Below are 23,489 nucleotides of genomic sequence, written 5' to 3'. Positions count from 1 at the left end.
GTCTGAAAAAGAAAAATAGCTCCCTGGAAACAGGAAGCTCTGACCTCTAAAAGAGGTGCCCGAACAGTATGATATCGCAAACCTAAAAAATTGTCAAATGATTTCATTCGGTTTTCATCCATTTTCACTAATACTGATGACATGTGTTTCGAATTCTACATCGGGCATGCACTCTGCTAAATCGTGTCGGATTCCTTTCAAGATGTCCGACTTCTTATCTTAAAAATCTTCATGCTGTTTCTCACCATTCTGATAAGAATTCTGCCTGCCGATTATCATCCCTGATTTTTTTACCTTTTGAATAAATAAAAATCTAATAATAAAACACAGGGCATTCAAGATAACAAACATATAAACAAAGGTAATCCAGTTGAGCTGGAATGGCATATAGTCCCCTGTCTGAAGAGAAGTCATAATCTGGACATTCCTTGCAGCATAGATGGCCACAGGCAGAGTGAGCAAGAAAAGTAGATTGCTGATCACAATGTAGGGGTTAAGCAGGATACGATAAACCTCTCTCTCCTCATATCCTAGTAAATCAAACATCAATAGAGTCTTCATATTACCATTCAAGCCGATAAACACTGCTAAGTAAATCAATAAACATCCCGTTATGACACCGATACTTTGGTTGATAATAGCACTTGCTTTGTTGGCGGTCTGACTTCTTTGTACAGCTGATAATTTTTCCTCTAGGGAGCGAACTTTTCCTTCACCTTTTTCTTGAGGCTTATTGGTCAATCTACCATTAAAAATATCATGAGTCTCATCTACCATGGCGGATGCTTGGTCTTTGGGAATATATATTGTCTTTAAATCAGCATTCTCCGCAAATCCAGCTATCTTTATCAGATGCCGCTTTCCCTTTACTCTTAACTCTAGAGTATCCCCAACTTTAAGACCATAATTCTCCCGCAATTCAGGGTTTACAAAGACACCTTGTGTGGGATCTAGAATTTCTCCCTTACTGCCAATCAGCTGAAACAAGTCATTTTGGCTTGTAAGCGAAAGGGCCTGATAGGCTATAGCTTCGCCTTTTATCTTTAGATCAACATCGTATCTCAGATAGGTTACAGAATCTGAATCTGAAGCTGACTCAGCCTCCTCCTTTCGGTAGTTATCATAGCTGACCTCATAAGAATAGTGCCGGCCTTCCCTCTGAGATTCAAGGATTTTAGAGGAGCTAAAAGTAAGAGACAGGCTTAAGACGAACATGATGCTAAACGTAACGATAGCAATCAACAAGAGCCCCAAGGTGCTGAAATGATTTAGAGTTAGCTTAAATTTGAATTTATGCTTCATTGGCAGCTTTTGAATCAGCTTCTCCATCAAACCAGGACGGATGCTTTTTCCGTCAGTCTGTTTCATCATTAGAGCAAGGTCTGTCTTTCTCACTGTCAGTCCTGCCAAATAAGTAAGAGCTCCTAAGAAAAGACTTAGGAAGAGGATTCCCGTCATAACCGACTGCAGAGAAAGTCCTTTACTCAACCCTTGAACGAGATAGGTCTGGCTATTAGCAGAAAGTAGGATATCGGATCCCCAGAAACCCAAGACTAAGCCAATCAAGGAACTGATCAAGGATAACCCGCAGATTAATAGCGCATAGCTTGCCAGCACACTGGAGAAAGAAAAGCCAAGGGACATCAGCTGGGCTAGCTGTACTCGATTTCTTTGAAGCGTCCCTCTGATGAATAAGAACAAAATGAGGGAGAAAATGGCTACCATGGCGACAGTAATGTTTCTGATTAAGAGTTGATTACTTTTCAAAGCTGTGAAATAATTAGCCTCATTGCCTGATAATTGCTCTCCACCTAAACGAAGTAAATTGGCATCAATCGCGAAATGAACGAAGAAGTACATAAAGGAAGTGAAGATTATAATCAGAGATAGAATGGCCACCATTGTCCTCTTAGCAAAAAAGTCTCTGGATAGATATTTAAATAGCAAATCCATATTAAATCTCCCAACTCATTTGATCCGGCGACAGCTTCTCCATATTCATGTCGTCCCTAACAATACGGCCATCTTCTAAGATCAGTATTCGATCTGCTGTTCTGGCAATTTCTCGATTATGTGTCGTAAAAAGGATACTGGTCCCGTAGGTTTGCTTGATAGCATGCAATAAAACAATAATGTTCTTACTATTTTCGCTGTCCAAAGCGCCTGTCGCCTCATCACAAAACAAAATAGTTGGTTTCTTGATCACAGCTCTGGCAATGCAGACCCTCTGTTGCTCACCGCCCGACAGCTGATGAGGATATTTGTTCAAAAGTTTCTCAATCCCCAATAGCGAAGCCAATTCTTCTAGGTCCGCTGCCTCAGCGGCATACTTGCTGCCCATCTGAATATTCTCCTCCATTGTCAGATTAGGAATTAGCATATAGTGCTGAAAGACCAAACCAATGTCTTCTCTCCTAAACTTGGCCACTGCCGATTTGCTCAGCTGACCTATCTCCTTTCCTTTGTATAAGACCTGTCCTGAACTTGGTCTCAGTAGAGAAGATAGGATATTCAGCATCGTTGACTTTCCTGAGCCACTGTGACCCAAGATTGCTACAAACTGCCCCTGATTAATTTTTAAATCCGTATTTTGCAGGACATACTCATCCTCATATTTTTTGCTGATTGATTTAGCTTCTAATAGTGTTTCTGTCATCGCACGCTCCTTTTCTTTGTTTATTATACCATTTTTTATTGAGTAATGTCTCCTATTTTCAGAAAAGCAAACTGTGCTCATTTCTCATTATTTCAACCACGACTCTGACAAAAGAAATCAAAAGCATGCAAAAAAGCTCCCTAAAAACAGGAAGCTGCTAGTCAGTGAAAATCAAAATTGGAAAGCCTATTCCAGTTAATTTTCCTCAATACTGATGACATGTGTTTCAAATTCTACATCAGGCATACACTCTGCTAAATCGTGTCGGATTCGTTCCAAGGCTTCCAGACGCATTTCGACAGAGGTATTGGCATTCCCCTGAATGATGAAAATGGCATCCTTGGTCTCCTCATCAAACTTATAATACTCGCTGTCACGGACATCCAGCCAAGCCAAAATGCCTTTGGCATCCCGATAGACATAGTCCGTCTTGGCAACATGCTTCTCCTTGGACAAAATAGGCAGAAAGACATCTTCCTTTTGGCTTACGGTGAATTCTATCTGATCTTCAATCTTATCAAAATCATGCCCACCAATAGCCAGTAGAGAATGTAGGGCTTCGACATTATAAATATCAATAATGCTATTAATACGAGGGAGCGAGCCTCGGTGCTGGATATTGCGAATCAGAGCAGGAACCGTCGGAGGATTTTTCTTGACACTGCGACCTACGCGCTGCAGTATTTCCACATAACCTTGAACCACTGACGACTCAAGCACCTCATCCAAGTCACATTCCAGAGCCCAGTCTTCCATTTCCTTTTTCTTTTTTAGAAATGAAGGAGACAGTTCTGCATGCGGATTAACATTCTTGGCAATCCCGATAGCAACACTTTTTATGCCTAGTTCACCCAGACTCTTATCAATGACAAATTTCATAGCAGTCTTCCTCCATCTATTCTTTATTAAATTTTATTAGTATTCTACACCTTCCGAACTTATATTTCAAGGAATATTAAAAGAAACAAGGGATTTCGTCCCTTGTTTCTTTTGGTTGATTTATTCTTCCTCTTCAGTCTCCGTATCTTCATCAGAGTAGTCGTCATCTTCTTCGTTGAGTTCGACTTCTTCACCTAGATCATCTGGAGCGATTTCGTTGATTTCAGCATCATAAGCTTCCACTTCATTCTTCTCATCGTCTGGATTTTCCTCATCGTATGAGAGAGCTGGATCTGCTTCGTAGCCGTCCTCATCTTCTGGATCGTCATCGCTGTAGTCAATGGCATCCTCGTCGCCATCCATAAAGGCATTGACGCGTTTCTTCTTACGTTTCTTAGGTGCGTCGTCCTCATCAGTCTCTTCCAAGGCGATGATTTCTTCATCCACTTCGTCGATGGCATACCATGAACGCAGGCCCCATTTATTATCTCCCAGCGGAATAAAGCTGCCGTCTACATTGAGTTCTGTGTAGAATAAAGGCAGAGCATCACGAATCTCACTGTTTGATTTTTCCAGATAGTTTTGAATTTCATTGACCAGATCATTAAAATACATCTCATGGTCGCGGCCGCGGGCTTCCAAAATGGCACGCGCCACTTCAATCATAGAAAGCTCACTTTTTTCCTGTCCAGCAAATACTTCTAATTCCAAAGTTGATCTCCTTTAAGATTAAGTAAAGGCTTGTCGCCCTCTTGCAATTTTTCGCTACTTTCTATTGTACGATAAATTTCTATTTTCGTCAAAAGAAAATCCAGGAAAAATCACGGAACAAGTACAAAAAGAAACTAGTGCATCTGTACACTAGTTTCAAATGATCTCGTTTTGAATGATGAAGCTTATTTCACTTTCGCAGTGCTTGTAATCACTTCAACAGCTTTCTTGATAGCAATGTCGTGTTTCAGCATATCTTCTGACAGCAATTGGCGAACACGTTCTACTTCCATGTTGTAGTCTGAAGCCAATGAAGTTACTTCTGCTTCGATTTCTTCTGCGCTAGATTCAAAACCTTCTGCCTTAGCAACTGCTTCTACGACAAGGTTTGTCTTAGTGCGTGACTCAGCATCTGCTTCGTATTGCTTGTGCAGGTCTTCCTGAGTAGTGCCAGTGATTTGGAAGTACATGTCAGGTGAGATTCCTTGGCGTTGCATGTTGCCCAAGAATTCATTAACAGCGCGGTGTACTTCTTCGTGGATCATTTCTGCTGGCAAGTCAACGATTTCAGCGTTTGCTACTGCTTGATCAATAGCTACTGCTTCTACCGCATCCTTATAAGCAGTTTCCTTAGCTTCTGACAATTCTTTGCGGTACTTTTCTTTCAGCTCGTCAAGAGTTTCAACTTCTTCGTCGATATCTTTTGCAAGTTCATCGTCCAATGCTGGAACTTCTTTTTCTTTAACTTCGTGAATAGTTGTCACAAACTTAGCTTCCTTGCCTGCCAAGTCTTCTGCTTGGTAGTCTTCTGGGAAGGTTACGACAACGTCCACTGTTTCACCTGCACTGTGGCCAACCAACTGCTCTTCAAATCCTGGGATGAATTGACCGCTGCCCAGTCCAAGTGAGAAGTTGTCGCCCTTGCCGCCGTCAAATTCAACGCCGTCAACAGAACCAACAAAGTCAATCACAACTGTATCACCGTCTGCTGCTGGACCTTCTTTGAGAACCAACTCAGCCAAGTTGTTGCGCTCACGCTCAATGCGCTCATCTACTTCAGCGTCAGTCACTTCTTTAGTAGCTTCAACAGTTACTTCCAAGTCTTTGTAAGCACCCAGCTTAACTTCTGGCTTAGTGACTACTTCAGCTTTGATAACCCAGTCTTGACCTTTTTCCATAGACTCTACATCAAACTGAGGCTGAGCAACTACTTCGATACCTGCTTCTTTAACAGCCGCTTCGTATGCTTCTGGAAGAAGAGCGTTCAAAGCATCTTGGTAGAGGGCTTCTTCACCAAAACGTTGGTTGAAGATAGCACGTGGAAGGCGACCTTTACGGAAACCTGGTACAGCAATATCTTTTTTTACTGAGTTAAATACACGGTCCAAGGCTGGCTTGATTTTCTCTTGACTGATGCTAAAAGTCAAAAGACCGCGATTTGTTTCTTTGTTTTCAAATGATACAGACATTCTGTCATTTCTCCTTAAAATTTATTGAATACAACCCATTATAGCATAATTAGAGTTTTTTTCAAAATTATTTTTCCTTTTATCCCTTCCTGATTTTATCCTCTGTATAGGCCGCTCTGGCGCCGCCAATTAGCTTGGGACGGCTGGCTAAAGCTGTGACATGGGCAGCTCCCAATTCCTTGAGAATCGGTCGGATAGGAATCTGCACATGCTTGACATGCATGCCAATAGCAGTATCGCCAATATCCAGCCCCGCCTGAGCAACGATAAACTCTACTTCAACAGGATCCTTCATGTATTGGAAAGCCGCTAGCTGACCGCTGCCTCCAGCATGAAGAGTAGGCAGAACATTGACTATCTCCAAATCCTTCTTGTTCGCCAAGGCTCTTTCGACTACGAGGGCCCGATTGAGATGCTCACATCCCTGAACTGCTAGAAAGATACCCTTCTCTTCTAAGATATCCAGTATGGTTTTGACAATGACCTGTCCGACTTCCAGACTGGAATTCTGACCGATATGGCCTCCAACAACCTCACTAGAGGATAGACCCAGAACAAAAATATCTCCCTCTACCAAGGCAGCCTTGTCCAAAACGTCTAGAAGAATCTGACGAGTGTCTGCTCCAATCTTAGCTAAGTCCATGTCTCACCTCACTTATTTCACTGTGACTGTCTTTTTCAAACTCTCTGGGAAGGCTTTGTAGAGGGCAAAACCGACTGCTAAACCAAATGCATTCTGCATAAAATTACTTAAGATTTCGGCTAGGGCAGCCCCGACACCATTCATGATACTACCAAAGAGGGCATAGCCACCGACCATAGCCACTGCGGCCAAGACCAGCCCAAGGTAGCGTTTCTTGCCCTCAAAGCCAGCAAAGAACCCCTGAAGTCCGTGGCAAATCAGACTGAAAATCATCCACTGAGGATAGCCGGCAATCATATCAATCAAAAAGCCTGAAAGGCCTCCGACAATAGCCGCTTCCTTGCGGCCAAAGTAGAAGGCTGTAAAATAAATCCCTGCATCCAGCAGTGTCAAAAAGCCTGTCGGAGTTGGGATTTTTAAAAAATTCCCCAAAACCACAGATAGAGCTGTGATGAAAGCTAAGATAACTAATTTTTTAACCTGATTATTTCTCATACTGAACTACCCCATATTGATCCGAGCGCTGAATCGCTCGGTAAACAAAATCTTTAGAAATTTGAACTGCTGCAAGCGGAGACTTGCCTAGAAGCAGCTGACTGGCAATGCTGGAAGCAAATGTGCAGCCTGCCCCGGTATTATTGCTGGCCAGCACTGGCGATTCCATGACCTCAAAATCTCGGCCGTCATAGTAAACATCCACCGCCCGCTCCTTGCTCAAGCGATTGCCGCCCTTAACCACCACATGCTTGGCCCCCAAATCATGGAGCTCCTTTCCTGCAGCCTGCATATCCTCCAGACTTTTGATTTCTTTTTGGGTTAATAGCTGAGCTTCTGCCAGATTTGGCGTGATGATGCTGACATGAGGGAAAAACTTGATGATTTCTTCTCTCAGTGCACTGACTTCCAAATCATGATTTTCCTTGCAGACCAAAACAGGATCCAGGACTACTGGTATATCCCCATGCTGCTTGACAAAAGCCAATGCCTGCTCTGCTATTTCCAGATTGGGTAAAAGCCCTATCTTAATAGCAGAAAAAGGAACATCCTTGAGACTGGATAACTGCTGGGCAAAAACCTCTTCCTCAACTGGGATGACCTCAAATCCCTTATCGGTCATAGCCGTCAGACAAGTCACAGCTACAAACCCATGCAGACCATTGACTGTATAGGTAGTCAAATCAGCGTGCAGTCCGCCACCGCTGAAAATATCATTGCCTGAAAGGGCTAAAATCAACTTATTCTTCATAACGAATCTCCTTTAGATAAAGGCCGTTTGGACCAGCTGTTGGTCCTGCCAGATGACGGTCTTTCTCCGCTAATATCCTCTGAATCTGCTCCACTGGCATGCGCTTGTTTCCAATCTTAAGCAGGGTACCGACCATATTGCGGATCTGCTTGTAAAGAAAGCCATTGCCCGAAAAAGTAAAGACCAGAAAATTACGCTCTGCATCATAGCGGACCTTGGCCTCGGTAATGGTCCGAACCTTGTCTTCCACACTGGTCCCCGAAGCCGTAAATCCAGTAAAATCATGCGTCCCCTCTAACTGAGCAATCGCTTCTTCTATCAGACCCAGCTCCAACGGATAAGGATAATGCGTGGCATAATGGCGCATCATAGGATTTTTAGGCCGGCCGATGTCCACCAAAAATTCATAGGTTTTGCTATGCTTATTGTAGCGAGAGTGAAAATCTTCCGATACCTGCTCCACACTGATAAAATCAATATCTTCCGGCGTCTGGGTATCCAAGGCGAAACGCAATTTCTCTTCATCACGATCCTCAGGCAAATCAAAATGCAGTACCTGGCCCAGAGCGTGAACACCACTGTCTGTCCGGCCCGCTCCATGAATCACCACAGGCTGGCCTTTATTGATACGGGTCAGGGTCTTTTCAATCTCTTCCTGAACACTTCTGGCATGGGGCTGTCGCTGAAAGCCAGCAAAGTCATAACCATCATAGGAAATAATCGCTTTATATCGTGTCATGTGTTTATTTTAGCAGGAAAAAAAGCCCCCAGCAAGCCCTAAAAGCAGGAACTGTCTGGGGACAGATTTTTATGAAAATACCATATAAGAATTAGAGATAATCGATACTGTTTGTTGCCGTTATGCAACATAACAACCCATCTGAATCAGACTGTCAGTGACGACACAAACAGAGCTAATTCAAATGGGTTGTTGATCACATATTGCTAAAGGTCATTATTTGCAGCTACTCATGTAGGCAATTAAACACTTTTTCTTAGGAACCCCAAATGGAGTTTTCATCCATAAAGCTGTTGGTATTCTTGAGCAACTGCGTAAAGACAGCATACTTGAAGTCCTTGGTTGCCCGTTCATCGACACGAGACTTCTTCAGATCCTTGTCAACAGCTTCTGCAAAGCCAGCTTTCAGCTCTTCATAAGTACTATAGACTTTTCCGTTGACAGTCACTGGCTTAATACCTGAGGTTTGTGCTTTATCCACAACTTTTCTGAAGTAAGCTTTCTTGAAGGCTTCCATGGTTTCAAATTCGCCTTCAGAAATTTGCTTGATGATAAAGTTATCGCTCAAACCAGTCACCCCTTGCTCATTGGCTGTCTTACGGTGTTTATTGGAAGCATAGCTTACAAAGCCTTTTTCATAGCCATAGTAACCCCAGATTCTGAAGGTATTATGCTTGAACATCAAGGCACCTGGCGCTCCAGTATTGTTTTGGCCGCCACCATAGATACCTGTCATAAAGTCGATAGCAATGTAACTAGAGTCATAGTCAGCAGGGTTATAAGTTCGATTGTCAACCGCACGGTTAGACAGCAAGCCTTGGTCAACCAAGTCCTCTACAGATGAGACTGACATGGCCGCTTTCTCCTCTGCCGTCAACTCTCTCACAACATCGTATTGAGTCCGAGCATCTACAACCCTCGGTTCAACTTTCTTGAACCATTTAGCCGCGGCTTCATTTCCTTTAGCCACTACCGCTTGACCTTCAAGGTAATCCAGCAGCATGAGGGTATCATTATAGCCCTTCATGTAATGGTCGATGTCTGCTCGGTTCTTGAAGAGACTTGGCGAGCTATTGAAAATGAGACTGCCATCATTTGGACGATCAAAGGCCATATTGAGACCCAGAGCACCCCAGCCCGGCTGACCAGGAACAGGCGATTGGAGCAACCCTTGGGCATAGCCTTCTGGTCCGATACCTTGTCGTCTGCCATGTCCGCCCAGGTAAATATAGCCGTCATTGACGTGGGTGAGTTCGTGCGTGAAGACGGATACACCATATTCCGTCAAGAGGTCAAAGGCTTCGAAGTTCACACGGATTGAACCGGCAGCATGGGCACCATAGCCATTTGACTTGTACCAGCCACCAGCTCTGCCCCCAACTAGGTTGAAGAACTCGCGGGATGGTGCATAAGGATTGCCCTTATTATCATTTCCGTTGACATCAATCCAGCCACGTCCTTCGACATCGAAACCATCCCATACAGCCGTTACATTTTGCTTGACCATTCTGGACTTGATATCATCTGAGAGCAGTTTGTACCAAGTGTCTACGTGATTTCGATGCTGGGTCGCTACTTCCTTGATGCGCGCATTAAATCGTTCATCAGACCATGAGCGGCGCTTGTCTCTGTTGACAAAGGCCATCGTGCTATAGTTTGACAGAATAGCTAAGCGCGTATTCTTCAAGGTTAGCAGCGGAAGGATATAGTTGCTGAAATATTCAGAGTTGAGGTTATCAAAGACACGATACTTAGCAGACTTAATCTCCTCGACTTCTGACTGGCGTTCTTCAAACTGAATAAAGCCTCGGGTTGCATCCTTGAACCATGAATCCATGTCCGCAAAGTCAGTCAGCAGGCGACGATTGTAATCCAAGTAAGCCACCAAATCACTAGACTTGGACTCAGCCTTCAACTGACGTGCAAACATATTGACATTGTCTGCCCCTTTCAGTTGATTTTCTGTCGAACGACCAATCTTAATCAAGCGATCCAGCAATGGCACTTTTTCACCATAGAAGTCTGGTTTGAAGAGCACCAGCTCCTTGAGGTTGTAGTCACCAAACTTGAGATCGTAATAACGGTTGAGGTAGGTCAGACCGAGCATGATAGCGGTCTTATTCTCTTCGATTTTAGCTTTCATAGCTTCGTTGGCTGCTGGATTGTCTGCATGGAATCTTGTCCATTCATTGGCCAGGAGCTTACCAAGCATATCCTGCAAGTTGGCTTTCACCTCAGCCAGAGATTCATCCAAGAAGAGACGCTTCACTTTGTTGACCTTGTCATTATCATTAGGCAGACCAACAGAACGATAGACTTCATCACTGTATAGTTCAAAACTCTTCAAGCTCTCAGTCAGCTGAGTCAGCAGGTCTTCTTTGACTGCGGTTGAGTGATTTGGAGTATAGACCGTACCAAGCTCTGCAATCTGATATTCCGGCAGAGCAGTCTGTTCAAATCGTGCTTGATTTTGAAGATTGTAGATAGTCTTGCTTCCATCTTCAAAATGAACCAAAATCTTATCCGCATCCGTTCCGCCAGCAACAAACTGATTGCCCTTCAGCGCTTGAACAGATAGAACTTTCTTAGTCAACAGGTCGCCCGCCTTACCAGCATCCACCAGCTTATTGGCTTCATGAATCAAGAACTCTTGATTGTAGAAAGGCATAAAGCGCTCTAGATTTTGATAAAGCTGTTCATTTTCTGCCTTGTAACCTGTCTTATCTTGATAAGTACTTGTTCTCAGGATGGCAGCATTCAGCTTCTCAGTCGTTACTTCATTGGCGCTGGTTTGTTCAAGAGCCGTAATCCGATAGCTCTTGACTTTTTGCTCCGCTTCAGCTTCTGTCAAGCGACGGAACTTGGCATCTTTTCCTGTCTTGGTTCCAGAGCTGTGTCCCGTAACACCAAAGAGGTTTTGGAGTTTTTGCCCCATCCAAGCATCGGTAATCTCATTATCAGAGCTAAAGAGCTCTTTTCCGTTCACTACTGTGGCATAGCTGACAGTGTCATTGATAGTTCCATACGGCCAAATGGAAGCAGCGATACCAGCCGCATTTCTTGAGCCTGCATCCTCCAACTTACCTTTGGCAACGGACTGAGTCAGCTTGCCCCAATTACCCCAGCCTGCACCTGAATAGTTAGTGAAGTTTTGAGCGACCAGCATACCTGCATTTTGACCACTCTTGACCCAAATATCTGCTTCGACGTAAGCTCGGCTTACCAAGGACATGGCGTTGGTTCCAGCGATACCGGCTGTAACAGAGTTTCCACCCTTGGACTTAATCTGACCCTTAAAGGAAACATTTTCAACTCGAGATTGGCCTTCTATATTGTTAACCAGACCGGCAATATGGTCTCTTCCTTCCAAGTAGCCTTGGACATTGACGTTTTCGATTACTCCTTTATTCTTCAAGCGGGCAGCAATTGTCGCAATAGTATCGCCCGCTTGCGAATCTGGATAAACCATATTGACTCGCTTAAAGTCAATATCCTTGACCGTTCCGCCAGTAATCGTATCAAATAGAGGATGCGCTAAGTCTAAAATCGCATGACGCTCACCATTTTGCCCCCCAATCAGCTGACCTTTGAATTCACCTTGCAGGTAAGACTTGCTGTTGGCAGGTTTGTCAATCAGCTTGGCACTGATACTGCGGCCCAGAATAAAGGTTCCAGAAGGATCTTCCTTGATACCGTCCAGGAGGTCTTGGAAGTCATAATAGACATTTCCTTCACGCTTCTTGGCCTTTTCCAGATAGAAATCAAAGCTGTTTTGAAGACCAGTTGCGCTTCTTTGCAGCAAGTCTGGCAGCTGAGCCTGGATCTTAAAGACAGGCTGGTTATCAACGACCACTTCCTCAATAGAGGTAACCGGCAGGACAGTGTCCTTAAACTGGTCGGATGTAAAGTGCAGGTAATATTGGTCCAGATTTTCTGGTTTCTCAGCCAGAGTAGGCATCAATTTTGTCTGGCCATTTTCAACCTTCATCAAAGCGACATTAGTGATGGACTTGAGTTCCACCTTCTTTAGGTCAAGCTGGACTGTCTCTTGAGCTAATTCCTGACTTTCCGAGCCATTTCCTAAGTCATAGGACAGGGTCGTCTCAATCTTATACGGTGTATAGTAGTCCAAACCACTGAAGCTGGCAGTCAGCTGGCCTGCCGCCAAGTTCTGCTCTGCTATCAGCTGGCCATCCTTCTTCAGACGAACATGAGCACTGGTAAAGGCTTGATCTCTGTCTGTCAGCTGGTATTGGACCTGAACTGACTTCTGCAATTCATCCTTCTTAACCGCTGAAACAGTCAGAGTTGGCGCTGCTTTAAGGGCCAATAAGTCGGCCAAAGCCTGCTTAAGTTGGTTGACACCCGCATCTACTTCATCTTGACTTGACGAAGTTTGATAAACCGTTGTAGCCATATTCTTAATTGCTTGCAGCTGCTGGTAGGATTGATTAGTGTAAACTGCAGGATCCACAGCCGCTGCTAAAGCTAGCTGCTTGCTTAATTCTTCTTTATTGATGCGAGCCTTGCTACCTCGAGTGACCACTGTATCAACTGCTTCATGCAAGATTCTTTCAGTTGTTTGTGGCTCTGATATGCGATTACCGTCCAAGACTTCATAGCTGGTTACAATTTCTTTTTGTCCTGGAGTTCCTTCAACAGTGGTCTCCTCATCAAGATACTTGCTATCATCTGTCTTGTTGACAACTTGAGGTTCAATCGTTTCTAGCTTGATGTCTGTATGCAGACTAGGCTGTTCCGGTTGAACTGTCGATTCGCCGTTAACGCCACCTGTGTATTCTGGTAAAGCTGGCTGGACCGGAGCTATGTCTCCTGCCGTGCCTACTGGCGCATCATAGACTGGATTGTCTGCTTGAACTGTCGACTCGCCGTTAACACCACCCGTATATTCTGGGAGGGCGGGCTCAACCAGAGCCACGTCACTAACTGTAGCTACTGGAGCATCATAGACTGGATTGTCTGCTTGAACTAGCGATTCGCCATTAACTCCGCCTGTGTATTCTGGGAGGGCGGGCTCAACCGGAGCCGTGTCTCCAACTGTACCAACTGGGGCAGTATAGACTGGAGTTTCCGCTTGAACTAGCGACTCACCGTTCACAGCGCCGCTGTACTCTGGCAAGGCAGGTTCTTGTAAACTTTCCCCTTTTGCCGTTTCTATAGGTGGATTTGACGGCTGAGGAGCTGGACTAGGATTTGGAGTTGGAGCTGGAGTTGGAAGATTCCCTATCTGGCCAGAATCACTTTCATCAGGATTCAGCTGATACTGCAACCCTGCCTGAGCAGCTCGATCAATAGAATCAGAATCCTCTTTTGCAGCTTCTGACACTTCTGCTTGCGCTTGAGCCTCTTGACCAGATGGCAGAGAGGCCGGCTTGGTCTCTGTCAAAGTACGCAAATCAGAAGCGGTAAAGTAACCGATATAGTTATAGCCTGCAATGGTCACATCCGCTTCAGAGACTGCTGACGAAACCGCAACTTGACGATTATAAGAAAGCAATTCCCGATTTTCTAGCGCAAACGCTTGAGGAGACTGTAACACAGTTTGTCCCAAGCTACCTAGCAAAAGCACTCCTAGTAACTTACCAGATTTCTTACGTGAGAATACCAAGACAGCCAAAATAGCAGTTCCCGCAAATAAGCCGAGAAGCGGCTGACCAGTATTTCCTGTACTCGGCAAGACAGTTTGCCCATCTTGCTTCCGATAAATCAGGTAATAATTTTCCCCTGTTTGCAGATTTTCAGGCAGACCTTTCTTAATCAGCCCTTTTTCCTGCTCTGTTAGCTCTTGCTCTTCGACATAGCTATAGTGAGCAGTCGCACCGCCTCCTACTTCATCTGCAGCAACTGTCGAACTGGACAAAGAGCTCCCAAAAATCAGAGCTGCAATGGCAACTGAGCCCACACCGACAGATAATTTGCGAATCGAATATTTCTGAATTCGCTCCTGCACTTTTTCAAAACGTTTCACTTTATAAATCCCCTTTTTCCTAAAATGTATAAAGCTAATCTCCCATTATCTCTCTAGCCAACTCCCCAGCAGGCTAAAAAGATGCGTTTTATACATATAGTATTATCATATATCTTTTAGGAAATTTTTACAATAGATTTTACTTAAAAAAACAATTAATTTTTATAAAAGTAAATAGAGAAAATCTCTTTACACTTTTTATAGTGAATTTCTTTTGATTAAAGGGCTGATCAGAGCTGCTCTCTTTTTTGACTACATTTGCCCAATAGCCTTCTAGAAAACATAAAAAGAACAGCATTAGGCTGCTCCTTTTTATATGATTACAAATCTTCCAAGGCATCTTTCATTTTGTCGAAGAAGCCTTTTTTCTTAGGATTGACCGAGATATTGCCAGCTTCCGCAAATTCTTTGAGGGCTGCTTTTTGACGGTCGTTGAGGCCGGTCGGCGTCACAACATTGACAGTAACATACTGGTCACCCATGCTTCCACCACGCAGACTCGGTGCTCCCTTACCACGCAGACGGAAACGCTTGCCAGTCTGTGTTCCTTCTGGGATATTCAGCTCAACATCCCCGTGAACAGTTGGAATATCCACGCTGTCACCAAGAGCTGCTTGGACAAAGTTGAGATTGAGCTTGTAGTAAATGGTAGAGCCATCTCGCTCAAACTTATCGCTCGGCTCAACTTGGACCACAACATAAAGATCACCATAAGGGCCGCCATTAAAGCCTGCTTCACCTTGACCAGACAGACGGACCTGCTGACCAGTTTCCACACCAGCTGGGATTTTCACCTTAACGCTGTGAGCCTGTTTTTCATGACCCGTTCCGTGACAGGTTTCACAAGGACTTTTGATTTCTTTTCCTCGGCCATGACAGACATCACAGGTCACTTGCCGACGCATCATGCCAAGCGGTGTCTGGGTATCAACATTGATGACACCTGAGCCATGGCAGCGACCACAGGTAACAGGGCTAGTTCCTGGCTTAGCACCAGACCCGTCACAGGTACGACAAGTCGCTTCGCGGTTATACTTGATTTCCTTCTCAGCTCCGAAAATCGCTTCTTCAAAGCGGAGATTTACACGATACTGAAGATCATCCCCTTGGCGCGGAGCATTAGGATTACGCGAAGCGCCACCACCAAAGAAGCTGGAGAAGATGTCTTCGAAGCCGCCAAAGCCGGAGCCATCAAAGCCACCGAAGCCGCCTGCACCACCGCCAAAGCCACCATTAGCTCCCGCTGCACCGTATTGATCATAGGCTGCCCGCTTTTGCTCGTCGCTCAGCGTTTCATAAGCCTCTTGGACTTCTTTATATTTGTCCTCCGCCCCAGCTTCCTTATTAATGTCGGGGTGGTACTTTTTAGATAATTTCCGATAGGCTCTCTTGATCTCATCCTGAGAAGCATTCTTAGAGACACCTAGACGGTCGTAATATTCTGTATTGTTCATGTAAGATACCAAGACCGTAAAATTCGACTGAAAAATAGGAAATCAGGCGACGGAGCGATGCTCCTAGACAGATTTCTCTCTTTTCCGAGAATTTAGGTCGGGTTCAGTTCCTTTCTTTTATATTGAGTCAGAATTTTTGGAACCCGTGTTCAGTTGCGAACACCCATGTTCCTTTCTTTAAATTTTAGAAAATATTGATCAGAGGGTATTTTCAAATTCATGCTTCATTTCAGCAAACTCTTCTTCTGATAAAGTGAATATCAAGTCCTCTTCCGAATATTGATTCCGTTCTTTAAAATAGTTGTCAGCATTATCTACCAAACCTAGACTAAGAAGCACTTTTCTCGCAAACGCTTGATGTGCAAAGCCAACAGCCGTAATGATGTTCTTATTTTGCAGGACCGCTTGAGCTTTGAAATTCTCCCGTGGAAGAAATTCAAAATAGTCAAAGAAGTTTTGCCAAATCCCACCAGTAAATTTAGCGTCCTTCAACAAACCTGCTTTCGCCAATAAAATGGGTGCTGATGAAATAGCTGCAATTAAAACTTCTTGCTGCTTCAAACTTTTTAGGAAAGAAATCAATTTTTCATCATGCAAAGCAGGGACGATATTTATCATTCCTGGCAAAATGACACAAGAATAGTCTTCGATAACTACTTCATCCAGTATTCTAGTAGGTTGACAAGGAAGCCCATCTTCCGTTCTTATAACATTTCTATCTGAACTAGCATAATCAACCTCAACACCAAAAGATAGAGCTAAAGTACTGGTCAGACCAACTACTTCATAAAGTGAGAAATTAGGATAAATTAAACAGAGCACTTTCTTCATGAGCGTCACCCTCTAGTTTAGCGAAAAACAGAGGCTGGGTTGCAACCTCTGGATTTCTTCCTATCATTACGACGTGAAATTTTCAAAACAATATTTTTCGAAAAATTTTTGACGCGGTAGCTGATTGGATTTTAGGTTCGTCTTTCAGACTCCCAAAAATCCTAATCATCCTCGCGGGGGTTCGACTACGAACTAAAAACTTTCAATTTTTAGTTCTGTCTCACCGCCTATTTTTCAGTAAACTCTCCGTCTACAACATCGTCGTCTGCTTTAGTTGAGCCCGCGTTTTCAGCTCCTTCTGCTCCTGCTTGGGTTTGTTGAGCCGCAGCAGCTTGTTCATAGAGTTTCACTGCCAACGCTTGAGCTTTTTCGTTGAGAGCTTCCAATTTCGCTTTCATGTCGTCCAAGTTATTATCTTCTTGCGCTTTCTTAAGTTCATCAAGAGCAGCTTGGGCAGCGTCACGCTCTGCGTCGAAGCCTTTGCCTTCTGTTTCCTTGATAGTCTTTTCAGTCGCAAAGATAGCTTGGTCAACTTCGTTACGAAGGTCAACTTCTTCTTTACGTTTCTTATCTGCTTCAGCATTCGCTTCTGCATCCTTCATCATGCGGTCGATTTCTTCGTCAGTCAGGCCGCTGTTAGATTGGATAACAATGTGTTGTTCTTTTTGAGTTCCAAGGTCTTTAGCCTTAACAGATACGATACCGTTCTTATCGATGTCAAAGGTTACTTCGATTTGAGGGATTCCACGAGGAGCTGCTGGGATATCTGTCAATTGGAAGCGCCCCAGAGTCTTGTTATCTGCTGCCATTGGACGTTCACCTTGAAGAACATGGATATCAACGGCTGGTTGATTGTCTGCCGCAGTTGAGAAGACTTGTGATTTAGAAGTTGGGATCGTTGTGTTGCGGTCAATCAGCTTAGTGAAGACACCACCCATTGTTTCGATACCAAGTGACAATGGTGTTACGTCAAGAAGGACAACGTCTTTAACATCACCAGTGATAACACCACCTTGGATAGCAGCACCCATAGCAACTACTTCGTCAGGGTTCACTGATTTGTTTGGTTCCTTACCAGTTTCAGCCTTAACAGCTTCTACAACAGCCGGGATACGAGTTGAACCACCAACCAAGATTACTTCATCGATTTCTGACAAGCTCAAGCCTGCATCAGAAAGAGCACGACGAACTGGTTCTTTAGTGCGCTCTACCAAGTCACGAGTCAAATCGTCGAATTTAGCACGAGTCAAAGTCATTTCCAAGTGGAGAGGTCCAGCGTCGCCAGCTGTGATAAACGGCAAGCTGATTTGAGTAGAAGTCACACCTGAAAGGTCTTTCTTAGCCTTTTCAGCTGCATCTTTCAAGCGTTGAAGCGCCATCTTATCATTTGACAAGTCGATGCCGTTCTCTTTCTTGAACTCAGCCACCATGTGGTCGATAATCTTTTGGTCAAAGTCATCACCACCAAGTTTGTTGTCACCAGCAGTTGCCAATACATCAAAGACACCATCACCCAACTCAAGGATTGAAACGTCGAAGGTACCACCACCCAAGTCAAAGACCAAGATTTTTTCTTCTTTATCTTGTTTATCAAGACCGTAAGCAAGGGCTGCTGCAGTTGGTTCGTTGACGATACGTTCTACTTCAAGACCAGCGATTTTACCAGCATCTTTAGTCGCTTGACGTTGTGCATCGTTAAAGTAAGCTGGCACTGTGATAACCGCTTTGGTTACTTTTTCACCAAGGTACTCTTCTGCATAGCCTTTCAAGTATTGCAGAATCATAGCTGAGATTTCTTGCGGAGTGTATTCTTTGCCATTGGCAGCTACTTTTTCAGATGTTCCCATTTTTGATTTGATGGAAATGATTGTATCTGGATTTGTTACTGCTTGACGTTTTGCCGCATCACCAACGATGATTTCACCATTTTTGAATGACACTACAGATGGTGTTGTACGATTTCCTTCTGGATTTGCAATGATTTTGCTTTCAGTTCCTTCAAGAACTGCAACTGCTGAGTTTGTTGTACCTAAGTCAATACCGATAATTTTAGACATGTTTTTACCTCTTTTTACTTTAATTTTATTTTTGATACTCTTCTTTGGTTCGCTTCACTCGTTAGAAGCAAAGCTAAACGAATGTTTTCTTTCTTCATAGTTTATTGTCGTTTCGGACAAGTTCTTATTTTTTAGGGGTCAATGTAATAACAATCTCCACTTTATCCCACTCCAAAATTTTCTGTTTTAAAGTTCTATTTGGATAAGTTTTATGATTAATTTCATAAACACTGCCGCCATTTAGAATGATTTCATCCCATTGTTCAAGCCCTTCAAAATATTCCAGCCTTTTTTTCTCAGTTCGTTCAAACTTAAAAACTGTTTCCTGACTTTGATAATTCCAATTGTTTTTTGAAGCTCGTTTTCTAGTTGTAAAAAGATTTTTTAAGAAACCCCAAAAAAGTCGTAAAACTGGATAAACAATCACTAACCATAGTAACACTACTGCTACTAGCACTATTACTGTTACTAATCCATATTCCTTTACCAATTGGATTAATAAATTTATTTGTTCCATCTATCCTATCCCTCTCTAATTGTACACCACTACCATTGCTGGGCGCAGGATACGGTCATGAAGTTTGTAGCCTTTTTGGAAGACCTGCGCTATAGTGTCAGCTGGGTGCTCATCATCAGCTGGAACTGTTTGAATGGCCATGTGATAGTTATGGTCAAAAGCTCCGTCAGCTGGAATTTCTTCGATGCCCTCTTCTTTGAGAGCATGAATCAAGCTTTCCTGCACCATTTCCAGCCCCTTTTTGACATCATCTGTCAGACCTTCAACGGCAAGCGCGCGCTCCAGATTATCTATCGAAGGCAAAATAGCTTTTGCCAAGTCCTGGCTGCGGTATCTTTGCAGCTGCTGGCGTTCTTCATTTGCTCGGCGCTGGATGTTCTGCATTTCTGCATGAGCGCGGAGATATTTGTTTTCAAAATCTTCTGCCCGCTCATTAGCTAGTTCTAATTCTGATTTTTCAGGGCTTGCTGATTCAGCTTGCTCAGCTGTTTCTACAGCTTCCTCTTTTACTTCTACATCTTCTGGATGTTCTTCTTGTTTATGTTTTGCCACAAGGCACCTCCTTTTTAGGAATATTTATACTATATTTAGTGGACTTCGTAGTGATTACTGCTAAGGTAACGATAGAAGTCGGTTAGTTTCATAGTCAGCACGCGGTTAACGACATTCATCTGACTGACCAGTCGCTGGTAGTCAAGGTTGACCGGACCGACAACTGCCAACACTCCGAAGCCTCGATAAGGGATCAGGAATTTGCTGGAAATTAGTGTCAAATCAGCCAAACAGCTTTCTCTACTGTCTGCCACGCGCACGCTTTGCATCTGATCTTCAGCCAAACTATCGCGAATTTCAAATGCTACTTTCTGCGGGTCATCAAAAAACTGATAGGCCGTCAGATCTGAGAATTCCAAGAGCTGAACCTTGCCAGACAGAATCACATTTTCCTTGAAAATATCACCAAAGATATGCTCAAAGAGCTGGATGACATTGTCCGTCGTAGTGAAATAGCGCTGGATAATCTGCGGAATTTCCGTCCGAATCTTGTAATGGATGTCCAGCACTGTCTGTCCCAAGAACCGTTCCCTTACTAGGCCTTTAAGCCTATCAAGGTCTTCTCTTAGGAAGTTGCGCGGAATCATAAACTGACTAGTGATGGTATTGGACTCATCCAGGGTGAAGACCGCCAGAGCCGTGTGCTGACTTAGCACAACGATGTCAAAAGCTGTCAAACGCTGCCGACTGGGTTCTACATCCAGTGCAACAACCGTACATCCACTGAGCTTGGTCAAAAGGTCCGCTGCCTGTTGAAGAATGTCCTCCAAGTTGAAAAACTCATGGTCAAAGGCCTTGATAACCTCATAAAGTTCATTCTCAGCGAGACGATCAAAGGACAGAGAATGCTTGACAAAGTATTGAAAACCAGCCACGCTAGGCTTACGGCCGCTGGAAGTATGCGCCTTTTCAAGAAGCCCCTGCTTTTCCAAAGCCGCCATATCGTTTCGGATGGTGGCACTGCTGGAATTGATAGAATCCTGCAGGGCTTTGGAGCCGACCGGCTCGTGAGTCTTGGTAAAGATATCAATAATCAAATTCAAAATCTCATTTTGACGCTCCGTGACCACGGCATCACCTCCAATCAAGATTCTGCTGTCAATTAGCACTCAGCTACCTCGAGTGCTAACTCATGATTCTATTATACACTCTTCCACACCAAAGTCAAGACAAAAACTCAAAAAATTAGCACTCTTTTTACAAGAGTGCTAAAAATCAGTCTAGCGACCTAGATTAGTCGTCCAAGATTTGCAAACGGCGCATCAAATAGAAAGAAATTCCTGCAAAAAGAAGCAGCCAAAGTAGTAGAGCCAAAGATTCTCCGCTCCATAAATGGAAATGAGACCAATCTTTCATATAGCTAGTAAATAGGCCCATAAAGCTATAACGCAGCACCTTAAATAAATCCTCGCTCATATTTGAAAACATAGGAATAAATGCTGCCAAGAGCATAGCCGGAACACTAAGGGATTGTGCCATGACCTGATTTTTACAAAACAGACCAACCATTAAAAAGAAGAAAATTAAGACCAGCATGGTCAACAAGAGAACCAAACTATAACTGAACAGATGATTAGAAAGCTTAGCTCCCACCAAAAGTGGGGTAATGACGATGTAAAAAATCCCAATAATCGCTGGCCAGATTAAAGCGGAGAGAATGTATTGACCCGCTGTCACACCAGCCAAGCGCAAACTTTGCAAATTATGTTTTTCCCTCTCCTCAGCTAGGATGATGATAATGGGGGTTCCAACTGACATGGCTAGAGAAAAGGGCAGAGAGATAGTAAGCAACATAGTAGCTAGTTTATCCGCTCCAATTTCCTTACCTGCTCCATTCAGAGAAAAAATAAATTTATAGAGAAAAATGAGGAAAATCGGCATAAAAACCTGCAACAGAATACTTTTATTAGCTAGCGTCACTTGACCTCTCAGCCAAATCATACCTTTGAATTTATTAGACATTTAAGGTACCTCCTGTCAAAGTGATGAAAACATCTTCTAAAGTTGGTTCGCAGGAATGAATACTGATAACATTGGACAAATCCAAGCCTCCTTGCAGTTCTTCAAAAGCCACCGTCTTCGTCGTCAAATCTACATATTCTAAACGAACCTTCTTATCTGTATTATACTTTTGGATTATCTCATGCGGACTGCCTACTTCAACTAGTTTTCCTTTACTTAACAAGGCCAAGCGATCACACAAGAGGGTAGCTTCCTGCATGTCATGAGTCGTCAGAAAAATAGTTGTCCCTTGTGCTTTTAGTTCCAGCAGCAATTCGTGAATGGTGCGAGAGGTTGACGGATCCAAGCCACTGGTCGGCTCATCCAAGAAGAGCAGTTTAGGTCGATTAATCAAGGCACGCACCAGTAACATGCGCTGCTTCATACCAGTAGATAATTTTTCAGCCACCTTGTTGCGGCTATCATAAAGCCCAACTTTTCGGAGAAGTTCATCGACTTCTGTCATCTTAACCCCAAAGAGCATGGCATAGGCTTTGAGATTTTTATAAAGTGACATCTTTTCATAAAAACCACTGCCATCGCTGACAATCCCTATCTGCTCCAGCACTTCTGCCTTTAAATCCTCAACCGGTGCAGACAGCACATGAGCTGTCCCAGCATCTGCAGACAACTGACCAGTCAAGATATTGATAGTCGTCGTTTTACCAGATCCAGATGGTCCTAGGAAGCCAAAGATTTCTCCCTCTCGGATGGAAAAATCGATTCCTGCTAAGGCTTCTTGTTCCTTGAATTTCTTTTTCAAGCCTTGCACTTCAATAATGGTCTTTTTCATTGTTTTCCTCGCTTTCACAACAGTATTTAACAAAACTGCAATCAGTCTTTCAGTTCCTGCCTCATTTTCCAAAAACGCAAGGCAATATGGACCAGTTGACAGAACAGAATGAGCAATATAAGACAGTCTATTGCTAAGATTGATTTGAATAACAGACTTGCTTTCAAACTTTTCTGGGAAATATCTAGAATGAGATAAGTCGTGACACACAAAACCATGATGGCTGGCAAAAACCGCCATACAAGTAAACGCTTGACCATTTCTAGCTTAGACCATGCGTCATTATAGATTTCAAGATTGCTCTCCGCATCAATCTGAGAAACTGGCTTGCGGAAATAAGAAAATTGATTAAAGTTTGCAATATGCTCCCAGCCACAATCCTCAAACAGTTGATAATAGGATTCTTGCTCCGCCTTCTTTATGGGGCGAAAATCTAATTGATAGGCCACGTCCTGAGGCGGACAGGATTCAAATGTATAACGAACCGCAACAAGAAAGGGAGAATAACTTACTTTTTTCAATTTCCAGCCTTGGCTATGCATTTTTTTAAAATAAGCTGCTTCTCTGTCATAGTCTGCAATGGTAAAGATTTTATAGACAATTTTCTTTTCCATCAAACTTCCTCCTTACTATTGCGGTAAAGACGCTCAATCCGCTGGATTTCCAACTCTAAAATCTGCTTCCCAAGCTCAGTGATAGAATAGAGTTTTCTCTTTTCTTCCTCGCGAACAAAGGCAATCAGACCATCTTTCTCCATCTTTGCCAAGGTCCCGTACATGGTGCCCGGGCTGATAGATAGCTGTCCTTCTGTCAGCTCCTTGACTTTTTGAGTAATACTGTAGCCATGCCTTTCTTTCTGAAGACAGAAGAGGATATAAAAACCTGTCTCTGTCATTGGCACATAGACTCTCCTAAGTTTTTCTGTCAATCCACTCATCTTTTTATCTCACTT

General features: G+C 43.6%; 19 protein-coding genes and 2 pseudogenes. All 21 read right to left on the bottom strand.

The window, feature by feature from the left end:
* Positions 1–114 precede the first annotated feature (114 nt).
* Positions 115–201: pseudogene (locus tag J1C77_RS02190) on the bottom strand (B3/B4 domain-containing protein); the annotation flags it as partial.
* A gap of 40 nt (positions 202–241) precedes the next feature.
* Positions 242–1,953: pseudogene (locus J1C77_RS02185) on the bottom strand (FtsX-like permease family protein).
* Position 1,954: 1 nt separating this feature from the next.
* Positions 1,955–2,656 (bottom strand): ABC transporter ATP-binding protein, encoded by a 702-nt coding sequence (locus J1C77_RS02180; RefSeq protein ID WP_042763006.1) that lies wholly within the window; start codon positions 2,654–2,656, stop codon positions 1,955–1,957.
* A 195-nt stretch (positions 2,657–2,851) separates the two neighbouring features.
* Positions 2,852–3,535: a B3/B4 domain-containing protein gene (locus J1C77_RS02175; RefSeq protein ID WP_002922268.1), complete on the bottom strand. Its 684-nt coding sequence runs from the start codon at positions 3,533–3,535 to the stop codon at positions 2,852–2,854.
* Between the two features lie 120 nt (positions 3,536–3,655).
* Positions 3,656–4,246, bottom strand: coding sequence for a DNA-directed RNA polymerase subunit delta (gene rpoE, locus J1C77_RS02170; protein ID WP_002898937.1), 591 nt, complete (start codon positions 4,244–4,246; stop codon positions 3,656–3,658).
* A 185-nt stretch (positions 4,247–4,431) separates the two neighbouring features.
* Positions 4,432–5,715 (bottom strand): trigger factor, encoded by a 1,284-nt coding sequence (gene tig / locus J1C77_RS02165; protein ID WP_002922272.1) that lies wholly within the window; start codon positions 5,713–5,715, stop codon positions 4,432–4,434.
* Between the two features lie 79 nt (positions 5,716–5,794).
* Entirely contained in the window at positions 5,795–6,358 is a 564-nt protein-coding gene (locus tag J1C77_RS02160; RefSeq protein WP_002898942.1) for a TIGR01440 family protein, read from the bottom strand.
* A 12-nt stretch (positions 6,359–6,370) separates the two neighbouring features.
* Positions 6,371–6,853: an ECF transporter S component gene (locus J1C77_RS02155; protein ID WP_002898943.1), complete on the bottom strand. Its 483-nt coding sequence runs from the start codon at positions 6,851–6,853 to the stop codon at positions 6,371–6,373.
* Positions 6,843–7,604, bottom strand: a complete 762-nt coding sequence (locus tag J1C77_RS02150; protein ID WP_002922273.1) for a bifunctional hydroxymethylpyrimidine kinase/phosphomethylpyrimidine kinase — start codon at positions 7,602–7,604, stop codon at positions 6,843–6,845. The genes J1C77_RS02155 and J1C77_RS02150 overlap by 11 nt, the downstream gene beginning before the upstream one ends.
* Complete coding sequence (truA, locus tag J1C77_RS02145; RefSeq protein WP_002905341.1) at positions 7,594–8,343, bottom strand: tRNA pseudouridine(38-40) synthase TruA; 750 nt, start codon at positions 8,341–8,343, stop codon at positions 7,594–7,596. Before truA ends, J1C77_RS02150 begins: the two co-directional genes overlap by 11 nt.
* A gap of 256 nt (positions 8,344–8,599) precedes the next feature.
* Positions 8,600–14,332 (bottom strand): ZmpA/ZmpB/ZmpC family metallo-endopeptidase, encoded by a 5,733-nt coding sequence (locus J1C77_RS02140; protein ID WP_002922282.1) that lies wholly within the window; start codon positions 14,330–14,332, stop codon positions 8,600–8,602.
* Positions 14,333–14,652: 320 nt separating this feature from the next.
* Positions 14,653–15,786, bottom strand: a complete 1,134-nt coding sequence (gene dnaJ / locus J1C77_RS02135; protein WP_002905343.1) for a molecular chaperone DnaJ — start codon at positions 15,784–15,786, stop codon at positions 14,653–14,655.
* A gap of 198 nt (positions 15,787–15,984) precedes the next feature.
* Complete coding sequence (locus tag J1C77_RS02130) at positions 15,985–16,617, bottom strand: DJ-1/PfpI family protein (protein ID WP_002922285.1); 633 nt, start codon at positions 16,615–16,617, stop codon at positions 15,985–15,987.
* 227 nt (positions 16,618–16,844) lie between these two features.
* Positions 16,845–18,674 carry a molecular chaperone DnaK gene (gene dnaK, locus J1C77_RS02125; RefSeq protein WP_002922286.1) on the bottom strand — a complete coding sequence of 610 codons (1,830 nt, stop codon included), beginning with the start codon at positions 18,672–18,674 and terminating at the stop codon, positions 16,845–16,847.
* A gap of 124 nt (positions 18,675–18,798) precedes the next feature.
* The gene (locus J1C77_RS02120; RefSeq protein WP_002922287.1) at positions 18,799–19,191 is read right to left on the bottom strand and encodes a hypothetical protein; all 393 of its coding nucleotides are present in this window, start codon (positions 19,189–19,191) and stop codon (positions 18,799–18,801) included.
* 15 nt (positions 19,192–19,206) lie between these two features.
* Positions 19,207–19,743, bottom strand: a complete 537-nt coding sequence (gene grpE, locus J1C77_RS02115) for a nucleotide exchange factor GrpE (RefSeq protein ID WP_002905347.1) — start codon at positions 19,741–19,743, stop codon at positions 19,207–19,209.
* 35 nt (positions 19,744–19,778) lie between these two features.
* Positions 19,779–20,813, bottom strand: a complete 1,035-nt coding sequence (gene hrcA, locus J1C77_RS02110; protein ID WP_042763211.1) for a heat-inducible transcriptional repressor HrcA — start codon at positions 20,811–20,813, stop codon at positions 19,779–19,781.
* A gap of 163 nt (positions 20,814–20,976) precedes the next feature.
* Positions 20,977–21,705 (bottom strand): ABC transporter permease, encoded by a 729-nt coding sequence (locus J1C77_RS02105; protein WP_002922291.1) that lies wholly within the window; start codon positions 21,703–21,705, stop codon positions 20,977–20,979.
* The gene (locus J1C77_RS02100; protein WP_042763009.1) at positions 21,698–22,537 is read right to left on the bottom strand and encodes an ABC transporter ATP-binding protein; all 840 of its coding nucleotides are present in this window, start codon (positions 22,535–22,537) and stop codon (positions 21,698–21,700) included. Before J1C77_RS02100 ends, J1C77_RS02105 begins: the two co-directional genes overlap by 8 nt.
* A 41-nt stretch (positions 22,538–22,578) precedes the next feature.
* Complete coding sequence (locus J1C77_RS02095) at positions 22,579–23,151, bottom strand: DUF2812 domain-containing protein (RefSeq protein WP_002922294.1); 573 nt, start codon at positions 23,149–23,151, stop codon at positions 22,579–22,581.
* Positions 23,151–23,474, bottom strand: coding sequence for a PadR family transcriptional regulator (locus J1C77_RS02090; RefSeq protein WP_002911709.1), 324 nt, complete (start codon positions 23,472–23,474; stop codon positions 23,151–23,153). Before J1C77_RS02090 ends, J1C77_RS02095 begins: the two co-directional genes overlap by 1 nt.
* Positions 23,475–23,489: the final 15 nt, after the last annotated feature.

It is taken from the genome of Streptococcus sanguinis (genome assembly GCF_050223295.1).
Taxonomy (GTDB): Bacteria; Bacillota; Bacilli; order Lactobacillales; family Streptococcaceae; genus Streptococcus; species Streptococcus sanguinis_X.
Note: the sequence above shows the minus strand (reverse complement) of the source record. Positions and strands in the feature narration are given on the sequence as shown.